This is a genomic window from Agarilytica rhodophyticola, assembly GCF_002157225.2.
GTDB classification, from domain to species: domain Bacteria; phylum Pseudomonadota; class Gammaproteobacteria; order Pseudomonadales; family Cellvibrionaceae; genus Agarilytica; species Agarilytica rhodophyticola.
The window spans coordinates 6,859,609-6,878,829 of the sequence record NZ_CP020038.1 but is presented as its reverse complement, the minus strand read 5'-3'; the positions used below and the strand labels follow the sequence as shown (position 1 = coordinate 6,878,829).

Below are 19,221 nucleotides of genomic sequence, written 5' to 3'. Positions count from 1 at the left end.
TCAAATTAATCAAAGTTAATAATTAAGTTTAAAAGAAAAAATAAGAGACGTATCGATGAGATTCACCGTTTCCAGAGAGACAATTTTAAAACCTTTACAGTTAGTAGCCGGTGTCGTTGAAAGGCGTCAGACACTACCTGTGTTGGCGAATGTACTTTTGGTGTTAGAGAAAAATCAGCTATCTCTTACTGGTACAGATTTGGAGGTAGAAATTGTTGGCCGAATAAATCTGGAAGGGGACAATATCAGCGAGGGAGAGATTACTGTCCCTGCGAAAAAATTCCTCGATATATGTAAAGCTCTACCCGAAGGCTCAACTATAGATTTTAACCTTGATGATCAGAAGGTTTTAGTCAAAAGTGGGCGTAGTCGTTTTAGCTTATCGACTTTACCTGCTAATGATTTTCCTGCGGTGGAAGAAGGTGCTCGAGATCTCGGATTTGCTTGTGCGCAGAAGGAACTTAAAGAGCTAATCGAAAAAACTAGCTTTGCGATGGCGCAGCAGGATGTTCGTTATTATCTCAACGGTATGTTGTGGGAACTAAGATCTGATGCTATGCGAGTTGTAGCGACGGATGGTCACCGTCTAGCGATGTGCACTAAGAAGGTATCTGTCGATGTGGGCGAAGTTAAACAAGCTATTTTACCTAGAAAAGGCGTAATAGAGCTGTCTCGCCTGTTAGATGAGCGAGATGATCAGGTGGAAATAGTTATGGGCTCTAACCACATCCGAGCAATTACAGAAGAGTTTACATTCACCTCTAAATTGGTAGATGGCAAGTTCCCTGATTACGAAAGGGTACTTCCAAAAGGTGGCGATAAGGTGGTTATAGGTAATCGCTCAGAGCTTAAAAACGCGTTTGCTCGGACTTCTATTTTATCTAATGAGAAATACAGAGGCGTCCGCTTATTGTTAGAGTCAGGCCAACTTAAAGTGATAGCCAATAACCCGGAGCAGGAAGAGGCCGAGGACGAAGTAGGTGTAGGCTATGAAGGGGATTCTTTAGAAGTAGGCTTTAATGTGAGTTATTTGCAAGATGTCACTAATGTACTGAATACTGAGGACATTGAGATCATTTTATCAGATTCCAATAGTAGTGCTCTTATTAAGGCACCTGATAATGATGATGCGGTTTACGTTGTCATGCCGATGAGATTGTAGATTCCCCGATGTTTCTTCATCACTCCCTTCGGAGTTTTAGTGTCGTGCTTTTTTAATGCCGTTTCTCTCTAAGCTTGTATTGCAAAACTTTAGGAATATCAGCTCGGCTTCGGTTGAGCTTGATCCGCACCTCAACTTAATCATAGGACCTAACGGGTCCGGTAAATCCAGCTTTCTAGAGAGTCTTAGTGTCCTTGCCCATGGTAGGTCTTATCGTACCCATAAATTTAGGAACATGATCAGAGACACACAAAAAGAGTTTGTGCTTTTTTCTCATGTTATCGATGAGCAGGGTGGAACAGTTCCTATAGGTATTCAGCGTAATCGTGGAGGCGAATTTAAGATAAAGTTAGGCGAAAGGAGTGTTAATAGCTCTGCTGCTCTAGCCGAAAAACTTCCTCTTATATTGATAGATGCTAATTCGTTTAAATTGTTGGAGGGAGGTCCAAAGGAAAGGCGTCGCTATTTTGATTGGCTAGTGTTTCACGTGAAACATGAGTTCTCGGATTTGTGGAAGCAAGTCTCACGCTGCATTAAGCAACGGAATAGTTTGCTCCGTCATGGTAAAATAAGCTATTCAGAGGTAGAACCCTGGGACATGGAAATATCTCGAATCAGCGAGAGTATAGAGGCTCTAAGGATAGAATGTTTTGAAGCTCTTACAGTGTCGTTCTCTCAAGTCTTGGCGAATCTTGGATCAGCTAGGGATGCTGCGGAAATCATTGAGAGTAAGAACATAAGTATGGAATATTTTAGTGGCTGGAAGGAAGAGGATTTAAACTATGAAGAGCAGCTTAGATTAAGTTATCAAAAAGATCTCCAATATGGTTACACCACTTTAGGACCTCATAAGGCTGATTTAAGAATTAAAAGCGGAAAGCAAGTCGCAACAGAAATATTGTCTAGAGGTCAGCAAAAGTTGCTGATTTCGGCGTTATTTATCGCGGAGGCTAAAGTATTTAAGAACGAGACTAATCGTAATCCGATATTTGCTATTGATGATTTACCCTCTGAGCTTGATGAGGATAATCAAAAAATCTTGGGTACTTGGTTAGAGGAGTTCGACTCCCAATTATTTATAACTGGGATCAATAATGATTTTGTCGAGAGAATTTGGGCAGATTCAAAAAGAGAAGAAAAACCAAAGATGTTTCACGTGAAACATGGAACACTGAGTTAAAAAATAGAATATAAAAGAGAAACTTTCGTATGTCAGATGATGAAAATAACAACTACGATGGATCTAGTATTAAGGTGTTAAAAGGCCTAGACGCTGTAAGAAAGCGTCCGGGTATGTACATCGGAGATACTGATGATGGATCAGGCCTTCACCATATGGTTTTCGAGATAGTAGATAACTCAATTGATGAAGCTCTGGCAGGCCACTGTAGTGAGATAAAAGTTGTTATCCATCCGGATGAATCTGTGAGTGTTATGGATAACGGCAGAGGTATTCCGACAGAAATGCATGATGAAGGTGTTTCCGCTGCTGAAGTAATCATGACAGTACTCCATGCAGGAGGAAAATTTGATGATAATACCTATAAAGTTTCTGGCGGGTTGCATGGCGTTGGTGTATCCGTTGTTAATGCCTTGTCATCTACATTAAAGCTTACTATTCGAAGAAAAGGGCAAGTTTTCGAGCAAGTTTATAATCACGGTGTTCCAGCTTCGCCGTTAAATGTCATTGGCGAGACCGAAGAGCAAGGAACAGAAATTCATTTCGTGCCTTCCCCAGATACATTTAGCAATATCGAATTCCACTTCGAAATGCTCTCCAAACGTTTGAGAGAACTTTCCTTCCTAAACTCTGGTGTGCGTATTGTTTTAAAAGATGAGCGCACTGGTAAAGAAGAGATATACGAATATGAAGGTGGCTTGAGAGCTTTTGTCGAATATCTGAATCAGAATAAGAATCCCATCAACAAAGTCATGCACTTCACTACCCAACGAGATGACGGCGTTGGTGTAGAAGTAGCTCTGCAATGGAATGATGGCTTTCAGGAAAATATTTACTGCTATACCAATAATATTCCTCAAAGGGATGGAGGAACTCACTTAGCGGGATTCCGCGGTGCACTGACACGTGGTCTGAATACTTATATCGACAAAGAAGGCCTGGCTAAGAAAGAAAAAGTAAATACCACTGGTGATGATGCCAGAGAAGGCTTAGTTGCTATTGTTTCCGTTAAGGTTCCAGATCCGAAATTTTCTTCACAAACAAAAGACAAGCTGGTTTCTTCTGAAGTTAAATCTGCGGTAGAACAAGAGATGGGAGCAGCTTTTTCTGAATTTCTACTTGAGAATCCTCAAGATGCTAAGTCTGTGGTCATGAAAATGATTGAAGCTGCAAAAGCCAGGGAAGCAGCTCGAAAAGCAAGAGAAATGACTCGACGCAAAGGTGCTCTAGATATTGCAGGCTTACCCGGAAAGCTTGCTGATTGTCAGGAAAAAGATCCAGCACTTTCTGAAATTTATCTAGTGGAGGGTGATTCTGCGGGAGGTTCCGCCAAGCAGGGCAGGGATCGTCGTACTCAGGCGATTCTTCCTTTGAAAGGTAAGATCTTGAATGTCGAGAAAGCTCGCTTTGATAAGATGCTTTCTAGTGCTGAAGTGGGTACGCTGATTACTGCTTTAGGTTGTGGCATTGGGACTTCAGAATTCGATCCAGACAAATTGCGTTATCACAGTATCGTTATCATGACCGATGCCGACGTAGATGGATCTCATATCCGTACACTATTACTTACTTTCTTCTTTCGCCAAATGAGAGAGCTAGTAGAAAGAGGGCATGTATTTATTGCTCAACCTCCTCTATATAAGATATCCAAAGGCAAGCAAGAGCAATATCTAAAAGATGATGACGAGTTAAATGAGTTTCTTACTAATGCTGCCATTGAGTCATCGCGGCTGCATATCTCTGAAGATGCACCTGCTCTGCCCGGCACTCAGCTCGAGACTTTGGTGAATAACTACAGAAATATCATGGCAACAATTAATAAGCTTTCCAGGCTTTATCCGCAGGAGCTTCTGGAACAGCTTATATATTTGCCCACGCTAACCGCAGAAGATTTCTCTGATAAAGAGAAAATGGAAGCATGGATAGTACCCCTTCAGGATGTTATTAATAGTCTGAATGAAGCATCGAAAACACATCAGTACACATCTACCTTGTTCGAAAACAAAGAGCGCCATCAGTTTGTGCCTCAGTTGAATGTTACTGCGCACGGTGTTGAAGACTATATACGTCTAAGCCCGGAATTATTCGAGTCAGAAGACTACAGGCGTATGCGTCAACTAGGAGAAGAGCTAGAAGGCTTCATAGAAGAGGGGGCTTATGTGGCAAAAGGAGAGCGACGTTACGAGGTAAGCAGCTTTAAAGAAGCATTCGAATGGATTGTTGCTGAATCGAAAAAAGGCTACAACATCCAGCGCTACAAAGGTCTAGGAGAGATGAACCCTGAGCAGCTATGGGAAACCACCATGGATGCCAATAACCGTCGTATGTTAAAAGTTACCGTTGAAGATGCTATTGCAGCCGATCAGATCTTCACATGTTTGATGGGTGATAATGTAGAGCCTCGTCGAGACTTTATTGAGACCAATGCTCTGTCTGTTGCCAATTTGGATGTGTAGATAAAATTGCTAAAAAGGGATAGCAGACATATAGCTATCCCTATTTCTTGCCTTACTAATTTAGTTTGCTTATTAACAACCTTCTTGTCCTTTTCTTTCTATCATCCAGTCGTAGGTATTCTTTAGAATTTTTTGTAAAGCTTCACTAGAGTACACCGAATGTAAGTGGCCTATAGAAGTATACAAAGCTCGACCTTTTTTAATACAGGTAGACCAAATCACTGGGTGATTAATAGCTCCTTCCCCCATACGTAAATCTGATACAGGACCCCAGACATAATTAAAAGGCTTATAAGTACTTTCGTCGATACCGGCAAGAGGAGTTAGACCATGATCCTGTGGCGTACTATCGAAACTATACCACTCATCTGTGATGAAAAACTCCGAAGGTATGTCTCTCATAACCGGATGATCTGTATTTAGTACTTCAACTCGAGCCTCCTGAAACTGCGGATCCTCGATGTGGCCGATGAATCGCGGGCCTATAATTTTATTACGAAACCAAGGCCAATTAGTTAGTGTAGATACGCTATCGCCGGATGAATGAACGCTAATTAGATTGCCGCCATTCTCAAACCAATTTTGAAAAGTATCCTGTTGTAGCTTTGATAACACATTGCCAGAAACATTATTAAATACTACCAGTTTAAAACGACGAAGATCTTTATCATTAAAAATAGCGGGATTTTGAGTAGTAAATACATTTAAACCCAGCGAATCCGCCAAGCTAACAAAAAAATAATCCGCCCCGGCAATACCTCGGTTATGCCGCCAAGAGGTAGTTTTAGAAAAAATTAAAATGGATGGTGACGGCATACGACCATCTATTATTGGCGGACCTCCATTTGAACCGTTAGAAACCTTGGTATTGCAGGCCAATAAAATGAGACAGGTAAATATTAAAAGTAATTTCATTAAAATTCCCGATGTGAAACTTTTAACTCTAGCCACAGTAATAAACACGCATTAATCTCTATTAGACATGTATCATATAACTGCGTCGAGTATTATCCCACCACCTAATAAATAAGAAGTGATTAAGTGCCTGTCTCATAAATGCGGAGAATGGCCAAGATCTTACACAGCCAAACCAATCTTTACACCTTGTTTAGCAATACCAAGGCCATACTTTTTAATTAACTGAAGACTATATTCGCCCATTGGTGTTGCATGTGAAGCATCATCGTTTAGATGATCTAATCCCGGTGTTCCCAGCATTGCACAGGCGGCATAAAAATTAGCATCACTATCTGGAATACCCTTCTTCTGTTTAATATGATTTGCTTCATGGCGTAAATCTTTTAAATGATTGAAACCCTGTATACGCGAATCCGCTTTAATCATTTTTTTTGCATGCCCACCTTTACGGTGAGAACTGTCTTTACCTGCATGATAATTAATAACAAAAGAGTCTTGAGCATGGTGAGTAAAGTTATTAACTAGTTTTAGCAGCTCCCCGGTTTTGTTTTTGTCCTGGCCATTCTGCGCCACGACAAGTAAATTCCTTCCTTGGGTCAAACCAGATGAGGCTATGCTGAAATCATTATTTAAACTACCACTACGTTGCATACTAACTTTGCTTTTAGGATGACCCTGTCCCACTGCTTGCAATGCTTTGTTTAAGAACTCTTCGTACATACGTGCCTCATCCATACCTGTAACACATTTACCGCCTCTAATAATATCTGTGGTCTGTTCCTTTGAGCTAAGTGGTCTATTCATTTCTCTATCATCTTCAACCAACATGTTCACTTTGTCTAAAGTCAGCAAATGTAATGACAAAGTAAATAACACAAAATTAGCTTGGTGATTTTGTGGTACCGATATGCCTCCACCAATTATGCCTGTTTGTGCCTGCAACTGACCAAACATAATGCCCAGCTGCCGTGCAATTACAGATTGTTCCCTCCAATTTTGTAGGGCCTGCATAGTGGCGGCGTTATTTCCCGTTGGATCTTTCTCCAAATGACTTTGCACATCACTTATAAGGCTGCTTTCGGCAGGTGCTAGTATCTGAGGGTTAATTTTTCCCGCTGAATACGGTTGGAGATGGTTGTAATTGCCGTGATGTTGATGGCCGTATGAGGGCATTGTTGTCGGTGGCTTCGTTGCAACTTGATATTCAGGAAATAGCTCTGCTGGCGGAGCAGAAGGTTGTGGAAACGTCGTATGATAGGAATGCTGTGCTGCAAATTGCGGTTGCGGTGGTGGAGGCGGCGTTATAGCAGGCCAAGGTGCTGCTGCCTGCTGAGCCTGATACGTTGGAAATTGAGATTGTGCTGGTAGAGCAGCCGCAGTGGGTGGGGTTAACGCTGTCTGATAAGTTTGATGTGCTGAGTATTGCCATTGTGACGATGGTTGTGGCGGCAAACCAGGCCGAGTCAATGCCGGCTGATAGCCTTGATGTGGAGACAATCGCTCTATAGGTGAAAGATTATGATGTGAAGGCTGCCATCCTGGGCGAGCAGAATAATGTACTGCTGGAGTAGGTTCAGGAGAAAAATATTGATTGTATTGCTGAGGTAAAGAGTTTTGCTGATGAGGTTGATAAACACCTTGTACTGAGCTTGTTAAAACAGCGGGCTGCGCCACAGATGAGTGACTAATACGAGAATGTAGTGGTGCGTAGTTATCTTCCGTTCTCTGTGACGGAGCAGAATATTGATATGTATTTTGATTATTAGAAACTCTAGGAAACATGCAGATTCTCAAATTAGGAACAGTTAATGGTAATAATCTGTATTGGTTCCATCCAAAATGTTCGCATTAATTAAACACCTTTTAAAAACTCTACCAAATATAGGGAAATAGCATTATCTGCCCTCAACTATCTTTACCTTTCCATCTTATTTAACAACTTCCCAACTCTATGCGCTATTAAATAGCAATATCAGAAATTACTAAAATATCAGAAATTACTGACACTAAAAAATATTCCGCCTAAGAACCTTTTCTCCTGTGGGTATTTCAGCACTAAATTTAACTGTCGAAGCGATGTTCGATTTGAAGATAAATTGGCCGCTACATCAGCATATAAACTCTTAAGAAAGCTGAAGGTGTGGCTGCTTATAACAAAAAAACGCTGGCATTTTTCTAGTATTCTGATAAATTGTTTTTACAAAATCATTTTTTAAAAATAAAAATACCGATGAAACATTCAATAATCATGGCTTTCATGGGCGGTCAGAAAGATCGCTTTTGCACATATTTTCCTCATGCAGAGCCAGAGGAAAAAATGGCAAACATTCACCAAGTTGAGGGAATCGATGGTGTCGAGATTGTCTATCCCTTTGAAATACAAAATCCAACAGAAACCGCCAAACAACTTAGCAAGTATGGTTTAGGTGTTGCTGCGGTAAATGCCAACATTAAAGCAGGTCCTGAACAACAAGCAGGATCATCCAGTGTGCCACAAAAACACATAAGAGATGATGCTATTCGTATTCTTAAAGAAGCGATGGATGTGGCAGCTGAATTAGGGGCAGACAAGGTAACCACCTGTCCGCTAACTGATGGCTACGATTATTTGATGACAACCAACTACCAAGAAGCTTGGCTAAATATGGTGGATACTTTCCGTCAAGCAGCGAGTCATCGGAGTGATGTGAAGCTATTTCTTGAGTATAAAAACCAAGAGACACGTGCACACTGTTATCTTGATAACTGTGCGAAAACCATCTGTATGATACGCGATATTGGTTTGAAAAATTTGGGCGTCACCTTGGATATAGGTCATTCATTAATGGCAGGTGAAACACCAGGGGAAGCTATCACCCTATGCCATAATAGTGGAATCGAGTATTACATTCATACCAATGATAATAATGGCCGTTGGGATTGGGATTTAATTCCAGCAACACGAAACTTATGGGATTACCTAGAAGCTTTTGTTTATCTTAAGCGCTATAACTATGATGGCTGGTTAACCTCAGATATGAGCCCAATTCGTCTAGATCGTGTCGACGCTTTTGATCAAAACTTAAAGGCGACTCAAAAGATCATCGAGATTGTAGATTCGATGAACTTAGATGAACTGTTTGGCATGATGCAACGCTGTGAAACTGTTGAAATTCTCCAGTTTTTGCGAGACCACACTCTAAAATAGACGGTAGCGATGAATCCATTTATTTCGATCAGTTCGGGTGCCTATAATGGACACCCTTTGCATGTTGCATTTGAGGAAGTGGCAAAAATAGGCGGCACACACCTAGAGCTTATCTTCATTCATGGCTTTTCCAATCCATTTGAAGAAAGCTATTTCTGCGAAGCCAACGCTGCAGAAGTACGCCAACTTTACAAAAGCAGCGGTTTGCAATGTGGAGCATTCGCGGCTCACATGGATTTGTCCACCGCGCAATCGGTATCACAATTTATCGCACGAATGGATTTTGCAAAATCCATTGGTGCACATTTTATGATTACCTACGCAGCGCCGATGGACAAAGAAGTGGAGTTTTATAAAAATATGGAAGTATTTGTTCGTCATGCAGAAGAAATTAACTTAATAATTGCGTTTGAAAATCCAGGAGATGGTAAGCGCAATATTATTGACGCTGCGCGATCCGGTGCAGAAGTAATAAAGCGCCTAGGCTCCGATTACGTAAAATTTAATTATGACTTTGGCAACCTAATGTCGCATTTTCGTGAAGATATCTTGCCCGAGGAAGATTTTTTACATGTAATTAATGATACTGTACACCTACATGTAAAAGATTCTAGAAAGATTAAAAGTGGTTGGGAGTTTCCGGCTATAGGCAAAGGTGATATAGACTTTAGATATATCTTTAGGGAGTTAAAAGATAGGGCGATAGATTTACCCTTATGCCTTGAAGTACCGGTAACAATGACACGAGATGTTTACGGTATTCCTAAAATGGCTGAAGTTCCCCCTACACTAGATGAGATCGCTAAAACATTAAAAGACTCTCTCGATTACACAAGAGATATTACAGGTAGAAGCTAACTAGTATGAGCTCCTCTTATGAGAATAAAAAACTGTATTCTTAGCAAAGCACTTAGTGCTAAAGCTTTATATATTTTATTATCTGTTTTCTTATTAAGCGCCTGTAAAGATAATAATGGAGCTAATAATAATGATTGGCCAAATCGCTCAACCAACATTGTAGTGTATTCATCGGCAGGAGGTTCTACAGATCTTGCCAACCGTGCCATCGCTAAATCAATGAAAGAGTCCTTAGGTGTGGATGTTATTGCATCCAACATGCCTGGTGCTCTTGGTGCTACAGCGATCAACTATGTTTGGAATCAGCGTCATGACGGATATCGCATGGTGGGTATTTCCGAAGGTGTATTAAGTCATAGTGTTTTGGGTTTACATACTTCCACCGCCAAAGATTGGGAATATTTCATGATTGGCGGTACACCAGGAATTATCTCCGTGAGTAATGATTCGCCATATAAAAACTTTGAGGATTTATATCAAGCGATAAAAAACAACCCGGGCCAAATAAAAATTGCTACATCTGTACCTGGCTGTATATGGAATGTGCAATGGCTACTTGCAAAAAATATAGCAGGTTTTGATACGCGCTTTGTTCCATACCCCGGTAGCTTCCCATCTCAAACCGCTGCTTTATCTGGAGAAGTTGATATTGTTTGGACTGGCCTTGGTGAGCAAAGTGAATTTATCAAAGGTAAAAAGTTGAGAGCTTTAGCTTCCTTTTCCCAGAAAGATATTAAATTTAATGGTGAGACAATACCTTCTATTACAAACTTTATTCCTGACCTAAAAACCTCAATGCCAGTTAATCAATTTGTTGGTTTCGCTCTACCCAGTGACACACCAAAAAACATTTTAGATACAGTAACAGAATCGTTTAAAGTGGCTATGCAAGGGGAGAGCGTTAAGCAATTTGGTGAAGCAAAGTACTCAGAGCTCTATGGTTTCTATGGTCATGAAGCGAAGCAGATTGCCCTAGATCAAGAAAAAGTATTTGCATGGACTTTGTGGGATGCAGGCTTAGGCAAGAAAAACCCAGAAGAATTAGGAATAGCAAGGCCTTGAATACCCAAACTGAAGATCGTCCAAAAGAAGAGCTCAGGAGGCACGATCTAATTGTTGCAGTCATTGTGTGGTGTTTAGCTCTTATAACCCTTATAGAAAGTTGGCGCCTGACATTTCACATAGATTTACCCAGTATTGATAGCAATAAAGCTTGGCTCGTTGCACCGGGAATATTCCCCCTAGTTTTGTCTGGATGTTTACTATTGATGTTCTCTGTCGTTATTTGGACATCTTTTAAAGAAGGTCGTCTCGATAATCTAGTCTCCAAGAGTAGTATTATTTCCCTATTCAATAAGAAAGAAAATAAAAATCAAATAATACAAGTATCTCTTCTGTGTCTATATGTCTTTGGCTTTATTGGAAATTTCCACTTTGGTATTTCTACAGCAATATATTTGTTTGCATCAATGTATGCAGCGAAGGCGGGACGTTGGTATATGATTCTTATTATTTCAGTAGTATTTTCTGTCGTCGTAACTTATGTATTCGGATCAGTAATGAAAATTCCTTTGCCCTAAATATAGGCTAATTTTAACTATCTAATAATAAAAATAATTATTTATGATTAATGTTTTCAACAATATTATTCAGCTATTAAATAACCCGTCGTTATTATTGTGGATGTTTGTAAGTGTTACCGTTGGTATTATTGTAGGAGCTCTACCGGGGTTAACAGCTACAATGTCTATTGCTATATTAGTTGGGCTTACCTACGGCCTGAGTTCAGAGTTAACCTTCGCAATAATATTATCTGTATATGTCGGTGCTATATATGGTGGCTCGATCACAGCGATCCTACTTAATATTCCTGGGACCGCATCAGCAGCGGCCACCGCATTAGATGGTCATCCACTAGCACAGCAAGGTAAAGCGAACTATGCTATCGGCATTACGCGAATGGCTTCTTTTCTAGGCACATTGTTTGGTCTTATTCTATTACTCAGCATTGCTCCCTTGCTCGCAGAGTTTGCAATAAAATTTACTTCCATAGAAATGGCATTGCTAGCTTTATTAGGCGTTCTTGTTTCGGGTTTTATTGCTTCGCCTGATTTAAAAATAAAGGGATGGATTTCGGCTTTTATTGGAATGCTAATTTCTGCTGTCGGCATAGATTTATTACATGGCCATCCTCGCTTCACTTTTGATCAACCCATGCTAACAACCGGCTTTGCCTTCGTGCCTATAATGATTGGCGTGTTTGGTATCTCGCAGGTATTAGATAATTTAAGTAAGCTGACAGCAAAGAGGATAGAGCAAACAGGAAGCATCTTCCCACCGATTAAAGATACGCTGAAGCATCTACCTTTAACCTTACGTTCCGGAATCATTGGTACTAGTGTAGGGATAATGCCAGGTGCTGGTGAAGATATGGGAGGCTGGCTTTCTTATTTTGCAGCCAAATTTACTAGCAAGAAAAAAGATTTGTTTGGTAAGGGATCTACGGAAGGTATTATTGCTGCAGAAACAGGAAATAATGCTTCTATTGGAGGTGCTTTGATTCCACTGCTTACATTATCAATTCCAGGTAGTGCTCCGGCAGCCGTTTTACTAGGTGCCTTATTATTGCATGGAATTCGCCCAGGTCCCATGCTAATGACGGAACAGCCAGATTTTCTGCCATTACTTGGAGCCATTCTTTTTATTGCCAGTTGTCTTCTGTTAATTGCGGGAATTATTGTAGCTAAATTTTTTATTAGAGCACTGGATATCCCTGCAAATATTCTTATGCCTATGGTTGCCGTTATGTCGGTGATTGGTGCTTACACAATCAATATTCGCATAGGTGACGTTTATGTAATGCTCGGCTTTGGTTTAATATTTTATATTTTTCATAAGCAAAAATATCCAATGGCACCCTTAGTATTGGGAGTAATTCTCGGGCCTATGATAGATGAAAACTTGCGGCGTGCCTTTTGGGTTCATGGTGATATTGGCACAGCTTTTAGTCGTCCCATAGCTATGGGTTTAATATTTCTTATTGTTATCTTGCTGCTTAGCCAAATAAGCTGGTTGAGAGAACGCATTATTCCTGTATTCAAAAAATAAACTGGGAAGAGGGCTGCAATGTCTGGTGTTAAAACTACTTTGGGAATTGATCTTGGTACACAATCGATTAAAGTTTTATTTTATGATTTTCAGAATCGTAAAACTCTTATTACAGCCTCATCGCATTTAGATTTAGAGCAAGACAGCAACGGCAAAGCGGAACAGCAAGCACACTGGTGGGTTTCAGCACTTTGTCAATCTTTGGAGAAAATCCCACCAGATATTAAACAATCTGTTGTTGCTATATCGGTATCTGGGCAACAACATGGTTTTGTAGCATTAGATAAAGAGGGTAAAGTGCTAGCACCGGTCAAGCTATGGTGCGACACTTCAACAGAAAAAGAATGTCGGCAAATAATGCAAGAGCTTGGTGGTGAAGAGGCCTGCATTGATATTAGTGGAAATAAAATCTTACCTGGTTTTACTGCATCTAAAATTCTTCATTTAAAAAATAATTATCCCGAAATTTACGCTCAACTAGCCTCTATATTGTTGCCCCATGACTATCTGAATTTTTGGCTAACGGGAGAAAGGTGCATGGAAATGGGGGATGCATCAGGAACGGGTTTTCTTAATATTAAACAAAGACAATGGTCATCAGAAGTTCTCAATAGTATCGATGGCGAGAGAAATCTACTTGAATGTTTGCCTCCTCTTAGAAAATCCAACGACATTATAGGAGGGCTTACATCTGAAGTATCTCAAACTACCGGATTACCAGTAGGAACGCCTGTTGCTATAGGCGGTGGTGATAATATGATGGGCGCAATCGGCACTGGTAACTTATCCCCAGGCAGGACATCGGTAAGTTTGGGGACATCAGGTACGGTTTATGCCTATTCTGATAAGCCTGTTATCGATCATAGTGGCAATATTTCCGCTTTTTGTTCATCCAATGGTGGTTGGCTACCATTACTGTGTACCATGAATTGCACTGTCAGCAGCGAAATCATGCGCTCCCTTATAAATGTTAAGCTGGAGGACTTTGATATGTCTATAGCCATTGCCCCCATTGGCTCTGCGGGAATTATCACGCTACCATTTTTTAACGGTGAACGAACGCCTAATCTTCCCAAAGCGAAAGGCTGCGTGTTTGGTATTGATAGTCAAAATGCGACACCCTCTAATTTACTCAGATCGGCTGTAGAAGGTGCGAGCTTCGCTCTACGCTTTGGTATAGAAGAGATGAATCGCTTAGGGGTTAAAACTGATGAAATTGTACTCACCGGTGGTGGAGCAAATAGTCATGTTTGGCGGCAGATGATCGCAGATATCATGGCTGTCAAAGTGGTGGTTATGGCAAATAATGAGGGAGCAGCATTTGGTGCCGCCTTACAAGCCTATGCCACATATATAAATGGTGAATGTGTACCTTCTTTGCTAGAAACTCACTATGAAATAGATCAAGAATTAAGCTGCCTACCCAATGAAGAAGCAGTATCTCAATACAATAGAGTTTACCAAGAATATCAGCAGATGGTGGCGAATGTGTCTGAGTTTTATTCATCTTCTTTTTAGTGGCGCCTGAGTCTTTAAATGGACAAAAAATAGAGAGTATTGGCCACCGCTGTCGTCAATTAATATAAAAGGTGATCTTTCAAGGAGGTAAGGAAGTATTTAGAATTGTCGGGTAGCGACAATAACCCTATAGGCGAACTATTAACACAGTTATCTAAATTATGCTCAATACTCCAATACAGCCTCAACAAGCCAGAGCGGAAAAGACCAGACAAAAACTAATAGATGCTGCAATAGAATGTTTGGCGAAATATGGTTATGCCGGTACTGAGTTAGGCCAAATATGCGATGTTGCAAAAGTAAGTCGTAGATCAAGGCAATATTACTTCCCGAGCAGGGTGGATTTAATGATGTCTGTTTGGCAAGAAATTCGCCGCCGTGATGATGTGATATTTAAAACTTTCCAAGAATCGAAAAAATTAGGCTTACACGCTACAGTAGAATTAATTTTAGAATCGGGTTTTAAGAAGTATAAAACAACACAGTACTTGGCTGATCTGGAGTTAAAACTAGCACTGCGTAGTGATAAAGAGCTAGAAAAAGTATTAAAGCCACAAATGGAACAACGGGAAGTAGATACAGATGAACTATGGATAACTCTGTTTGAAGATTTGGGTAAAACCAGGTCGGAAATTATTACTATCCGGCACCTACATGTGGGGTTATTGCGAGGAATAATTTACGAATATTTAACCCGTGTCGATCGCTCATTACTACCGGATCTTGAGCAACAAATAAAGACAATCATTCATTCCCTATTAATTTAACGAAAGCAATTAAAATATATACTTCCATTTTGTCGTATGAAATTATGACAACAAGACACAAAGGTGCGCTTATGTAGATTAAAGTAACACCTTAAGGTTTAACTCTTGAAAAGAATAAAAATTATTCCCCGTAATTTAAGTGAATGAGTAATAATTTTACGTTATTACCAATTGTTTTATTCCTCTATTTTCATTTTTTCTTTAGATCTATTAGCTTAATTAAAGTACCTTAAACTGCCCCTTTTTGGAGCTTATCTGATTTTGATTTGAATCATCAAACAATGATTTTTTTTGCTGACAGGATAGTCAGAATGTCTTCTTAATTATCATAAAACTTCCGATTTTCGACTTTTTTCATTTTTACGTTTAAGAAGAAATGTTCAATAGAATCATATAGATAGGTTTAAAAAATAAACAAATAAAAGCGCTGTTATGTACAATTAAATAATATAAATAGACAGATTTAAGTCCATCATTTATTTACCATTTGAATAACCTTACTATACTTCCCCAATGAAAAATTACATCGCAAAACATGAATATTCATCAAAGGTATTACCTCTGAAAGTCGAGAACAATAAGTAATAATTTCTCAAACTTTTAGAATGTAATGCTTTACAGCTTACAAATGGGGGAAGCGAGTTATTGACAGCGCAAGTCATTTACCACTACCCTTGTCACCACAATAATTAATTAAAGCTCAACGGAAGACTGTAAGAGGTTTCTGATCGAGTTGAAATGGGGGTAGATAATGATAAAAAGCCAACGCTTTCCACAAAATGCTAATTCCGGGGTTCGTCTCAGCAGAACTGCACTCTCAGTCGCTGTAGCTACCGTTTTGTCTGGCGCAGTACACGCTCAAAGCGGAGATCAACTTGAGGAAGAAGTCATCGTTACAGGTATTCGTGCTTCGCTGCAAAGCTCCATGAATACAAAAAGAGATGCTCAAGGTGTTGTAGACGCTATTAACGCTGAAGACATCGGTAAGTTTCCAACGTCAAACCTAGCAGAATCATTGCAACGTATTCCGGGTGTGTCTATTAACCGTGTTAACAACGAAGGTTCTCAGATCACTGTGCGTGGTTTTGGACCTGGGTTTAACCAAGTCACATTAAACGGGCGTACACTGCCAACAGCAGATGTCCCTCTCGTTGGTGGCGACGGTCGTAATACAGGCGGTGACAGCCGCGCATTTGACTTCTCCAACCTATCTTCTGATGGCGTTAAGACTTTGGAAGTATATAAGAGTGGTGCTGCTCATATTGCATCAGGTGGTATTGGTGCTACGGTCAATATCGTGACCCGCCGTCCTCTAGAAAATCCTGGCTTCCAGGCAACCATTAGCGGTAAAGGAATTATTGACACTTCTGTTGATAGAGGTGATTCCGTTACCCCTGATTTGTCTGGCGCCATAAGTTGGACCAATGAAGATGACAACTTTGGTGTAGCTTTGAACATCAGTCATACAGAACGTGATAGTGCTGCACCAAGTGCCAACTCAGCAAGTTGGAATGTGGTGACATACAGAGAATTCCTAGGCTTTACCAACGCGGATACACAGATTACAAATGCACCTACAGACCTTGATCAGTTGGTAACTTTGCCGCGCGATAGCCGCTATCAGTTTTCAGAGTTTACTAGTGAAAGAACCAATGGCCAGTTAGTACTTCAGTACGAGCCTACCGATAATGTGCGTTTAACCACGGATTACACTTTCTCTGTCAATGAAAACCAAGAAACTAATAGTCAGGTATCTAACTGGTTTAATCGGCCTTTCAGTGAAGTTGTATTTGATAACAGCCCAGTACCCACAACAGTTTTCTTGAGGGAAGTATCAACTAACCAAGACGCTGCTATGCAGCAATCGTTTATCTCAACGAAAGATGAGCTTCAATCTCTCGGCTTCAACGCTGAAATTGATCTTTCAGATAGCTTCGTATTGACCTTTGATGCGCATTCTTCTTCTGCGGAAGTATCACCAAACGGACCGTTAGGGTATTCAAGCATAAATGTTGGTATTGGTAGCCGATATGGTGGCGCAGTAGGAGAAGGATCGACAGTATCTCAGGCAGTAGACTACAGTGGCGATATACCGATTCAAATTATCGAGACAGTTAGCGGTACTGCCGACGTGAATCCAGCGTTAGCTGCAAGTCAGGTGTCGAACAATAACCGTATTATCACGCAGGAAAACGACGTAGACCAGTTTGATATTCGCGGTGATTGGCAAATCGACGATAGCTCAAAATTAAGTTTTGGTATGAACTATCGCTCTCAAACTAACCTCACTGATAGTGTCTCTCAGCAACAAATCCTTGGTAACTGGGGCGGAGAAAACAGAGGTGATATTGAACAGCTTATACCTGGAGCTTTAGAAACTTACTGCTTATCTTGCCGATTCAACGATCATAGTATTGGTGGTGCCACCTTACCGGGCGCTGGGCCAAGCGGCTTTGTTGAAGGTTTACGGGGTAATGCTGCTCAAATTTTTGAAGTTTTATCGCCTTTCTATGCTGCTGGTTTCACAGGTGTGCCAGGTACTGTATTTGAAAATGATCTGGCTGCAGGTGACCGTACGCTAAATACTACTAGCGACGACGTAAATGAGATTGAAGAAGACGTACTTGCGCTGTTTGCTCAATTTACGAGGGAGTTCCAAATTGCTGGAAATGATGCCAGTTTAACTTTTGGCCTTCGTTATGAAGATACAGAAGTGACGTCCACGACAAGCTCTTTGCCTACCGCAAGTGTTATTTGGCAAGGGAACAACGACTTCACCACGGTGGCTTCCACGACTGCTAACGGTATTACTACAGAAGCTTCATACGACCATCTGCTACCTAATGTGGACTTTGCTGTTGATTTAACTGATGAAATAAAATTCCGTTCTTCTTACAGTAAGACCATCGCTCGTCCCGCTTATAGCAACTTATTTGCGAGTGTTGATGTACAAACGCCTTCAGGTCCACTAGCGCTTAATGATAGTAATAGACCTATCGCCAATAGTGGTAACCCAGAGCTGGTGCCTCTGGAATCGGATAATGTGGATGTATCTTTAGAATGGTACTTCAACGATTCCAGCTACGTCTCTATCGGCGGATTTGATAAGCGCGTTAGAAACTTCGTAGGTCGTGAAACCATTAGGGAAACCGTTTTTGGTTTACGTGATGCATCATCTGGTGATGCAGGTACTCGTTCTGGTGATGCAGTAGCTATCCTAGAAAACCTAGGTGTTGAGCTCAACGAAGATAATCTTTTTGCTGCCACAGTATATGTTGATCAAGAAGGTTCTGTTGCTGCTGCCCAAGCACGCTTTGTAGCGAATCAGGGAGCAGACGGTAATATCGATGGCGATGAATACAACCGACTCGAAACCAACGAAGATGTTGCGCCTAACGCTGATGATCCAGAGTTTGAGTTCGCTGTTAACAGACCAGTTAACAACCGTGAAGCTAAGATCAACGGTATAGAAATTCAAGGCCAACACTTTTTCGGTGAAACTGGCTTTGGTGTAGCAGGTAGTTATACCTTTGTTGATGGCGATGTTGGTATTGATGTAACTGGTGCACCTGATGTTACTCAGTTTGCTCTAGAAGGCTTAAGTGATACTGCTAACTTAACCTTAATCTATGAGAAATTTGGTATATCAGCACGCTTGGCCTACAACTGGAGGGATGAATTCCTAGCTGCAGCTAACGATGGAAGTGGCTTTAACAACCCAGTATTTGTTGAAGAGTATGGTCAACTTGACTTAAGTCTTGGCTACGACATCACCGATAATCTATCGGTATCTCTTGATGCTATTAACTTAAATGAAGAGACCACAAGAACATTTACACGTGCTAAAGAGAACCTGCTTTTCCTTAGAGAAAATGCTGCACGTTACTTTGTAGGTGTACGTTATAAGTTCTAAGTATAGTTTTAATACTACAGAATGAGCACTAGGGCCTGTCAGTAGGCCCTAATTTTGGAGCCACATTTTATTGTGGCTCTTTTTTTAGCGTAAGAAAAATCTGGTTTATGTTCATTATTCTGGCGGCGATGGCTGAAAAAAAATGGGAAGTCTT

At 40.7% G+C, this 19,221-nt stretch carries 13 protein-coding genes; 11 read left to right on the top strand and 2 right to left on the bottom strand.

Annotated features, from left to right (window positions below):
- Positions 1–55: 55 nt before the first annotated feature.
- The 3 genes from dnaN to gyrB are packed head-to-tail and all read left to right on the top strand — an operon-like array spanning position 56 to position 4,798.
- Positions 56–1,162: a DNA polymerase III subunit beta gene (dnaN, locus tag BVC89_RS28330; protein WP_086934444.1), complete on the top strand. Its 1,107-nt coding sequence runs from the start codon at positions 56–58 to the stop codon at positions 1,160–1,162.
- 55 nt (positions 1,163–1,217) lie between these two features.
- On the top strand, positions 1,218–2,342 hold the full coding sequence (recF, locus tag BVC89_RS28325; protein WP_086934443.1) for a DNA replication/repair protein RecF: 1,125 nt from the start codon (positions 1,218–1,220) through the stop codon (positions 2,340–2,342).
- A 29-nt stretch (positions 2,343–2,371) separates the two neighbouring features.
- Positions 2,372–4,798: a DNA topoisomerase (ATP-hydrolyzing) subunit B gene (gyrB, locus tag BVC89_RS28320; RefSeq protein WP_086934442.1), complete on the top strand. Its 2,427-nt coding sequence runs from the start codon at positions 2,372–2,374 to the stop codon at positions 4,796–4,798.
- Positions 4,799–4,870: 72 nt separating this feature from the next.
- Here gyrB and BVC89_RS28315 read toward each other — a convergent pair whose 3' ends face one another.
- Both BVC89_RS28315 and BVC89_RS28310 read right to left on the bottom strand, forming a co-directional pair.
- A complete protein-coding gene (locus BVC89_RS28315; protein ID WP_158658177.1) occupies positions 4,871–5,713 on the bottom strand; it encodes a ThuA domain-containing protein in 843 nt (280 codons plus the stop codon).
- 162 nt (positions 5,714–5,875) lie between these two features.
- Positions 5,876–7,498 (bottom strand): hypothetical protein, encoded by a 1,623-nt coding sequence (locus tag BVC89_RS28310; protein WP_086934440.1) that lies wholly within the window; start codon positions 7,496–7,498, stop codon positions 5,876–5,878.
- A gap of 448 nt (positions 7,499–7,946) precedes the next feature.
- Here BVC89_RS28310 and BVC89_RS28305 point away from each other — a divergent pair, with 448 nt between their 5' ends.
- From BVC89_RS28305 to BVC89_RS28270, 8 genes are all read left to right on the top strand, one after another.
- Positions 7,947–8,903, top strand: coding sequence for a sugar phosphate isomerase/epimerase family protein (locus tag BVC89_RS28305; protein ID WP_158658176.1), 957 nt, complete (start codon positions 7,947–7,949; stop codon positions 8,901–8,903).
- A gap of 9 nt (positions 8,904–8,912) precedes the next feature.
- Positions 8,913–9,761, top strand: coding sequence for a sugar phosphate isomerase/epimerase family protein (locus BVC89_RS28300; protein WP_086934438.1), 849 nt, complete (start codon positions 8,913–8,915; stop codon positions 9,759–9,761).
- An 18-nt stretch (positions 9,762–9,779) separates the two neighbouring features.
- Positions 9,780–10,823, top strand: coding sequence for a tripartite tricarboxylate transporter substrate binding protein (locus tag BVC89_RS28295; RefSeq protein WP_086934437.1), 1,044 nt, complete (start codon positions 9,780–9,782; stop codon positions 10,821–10,823).
- On the top strand, positions 10,820–11,341 hold the full coding sequence (locus BVC89_RS28290) for a tripartite tricarboxylate transporter TctB family protein (protein WP_158658175.1): 522 nt from the start codon (positions 10,820–10,822) through the stop codon (positions 11,339–11,341). The genes BVC89_RS28295 and BVC89_RS28290 overlap by 4 nt, the downstream gene beginning before the upstream one ends.
- A 43-nt stretch (positions 11,342–11,384) precedes the next feature.
- Positions 11,385–12,869 (top strand): tripartite tricarboxylate transporter permease, encoded by a 1,485-nt coding sequence (locus BVC89_RS28285; RefSeq protein ID WP_086934435.1) that lies wholly within the window; start codon positions 11,385–11,387, stop codon positions 12,867–12,869.
- Between the two features lie 18 nt (positions 12,870–12,887).
- Entirely contained in the window at positions 12,888–14,387 is a 1,500-nt protein-coding gene (gene xylB, locus BVC89_RS28280; protein ID WP_086934434.1) for a xylulokinase, read from the top strand.
- A gap of 161 nt (positions 14,388–14,548) precedes the next feature.
- Positions 14,549–15,154 carry a TetR/AcrR family transcriptional regulator gene (locus BVC89_RS28275; RefSeq protein WP_086934433.1) on the top strand — a complete coding sequence of 202 codons (606 nt, stop codon included), beginning with the start codon at positions 14,549–14,551 and terminating at the stop codon, positions 15,152–15,154.
- Between the two features lie 751 nt (positions 15,155–15,905).
- Positions 15,906–19,067 carry a TonB-dependent receptor gene (locus BVC89_RS28270; protein ID WP_086934432.1) on the top strand — a complete coding sequence of 1,054 codons (3,162 nt, stop codon included), beginning with the start codon at positions 15,906–15,908 and terminating at the stop codon, positions 19,065–19,067.
- Positions 19,068–19,221: the final 154 nt, after the last annotated feature.

Excerpts from the sequence above, each read along its gene's own strand:
- BVC89_RS28300 (WP_086934438.1), top strand. The coding sequence starts at position 8,913 with ATGAATCCATTTATTTCGATCAGTTCGGGTGCCTATAATGGACACCCT.
- dnaN (WP_086934444.1), top strand. The coding sequence starts at position 56 with ATGAGATTCACCGTTTCCAGAGAGACAATTTTAAAACCTTTACAGTTA.
- xylB (WP_086934434.1), top strand. The coding sequence starts at position 12,888 with ATGTCTGGTGTTAAAACTACTTTGGGAATTGATCTTGGTACACAATCG.
- BVC89_RS28270 (WP_086934432.1), top strand. The coding sequence starts at position 15,906 with ATGATAAAAAGCCAACGCTTTCCACAAAATGCTAATTCCGGGGTTCGT.
- recF (WP_086934443.1), top strand. The coding sequence starts at position 1,218 with ATGCCGTTTCTCTCTAAGCTTGTATTGCAAAACTTTAGGAATATCAGC.
- BVC89_RS28310 (WP_086934440.1), bottom strand. The coding sequence starts at position 7,498 with ATGTTTCCTAGAGTTTCTAATAATCAAAATACATATCAATATTCTGCT.
- BVC89_RS28315 (WP_158658177.1), bottom strand. The coding sequence starts at position 5,713 with ATGAAATTACTTTTAATATTTACCTGTCTCATTTTATTGGCCTGCAAT.
- BVC89_RS28295 (WP_086934437.1), top strand. The coding sequence starts at position 9,780 with ATGAGAATAAAAAACTGTATTCTTAGCAAAGCACTTAGTGCTAAAGCT.
- gyrB (WP_086934442.1), top strand. The coding sequence starts at position 2,372 with ATGTCAGATGATGAAAATAACAACTACGATGGATCTAGTATTAAGGTG.
- BVC89_RS28275 (WP_086934433.1), top strand. The coding sequence starts at position 14,549 with ATGCTCAATACTCCAATACAGCCTCAACAAGCCAGAGCGGAAAAGACC.
- BVC89_RS28285 (WP_086934435.1), top strand. The coding sequence starts at position 11,385 with ATGATTAATGTTTTCAACAATATTATTCAGCTATTAAATAACCCGTCG.
- BVC89_RS28305 (WP_158658176.1), top strand. The coding sequence starts at position 7,947 with ATGAAACATTCAATAATCATGGCTTTCATGGGCGGTCAGAAAGATCGC.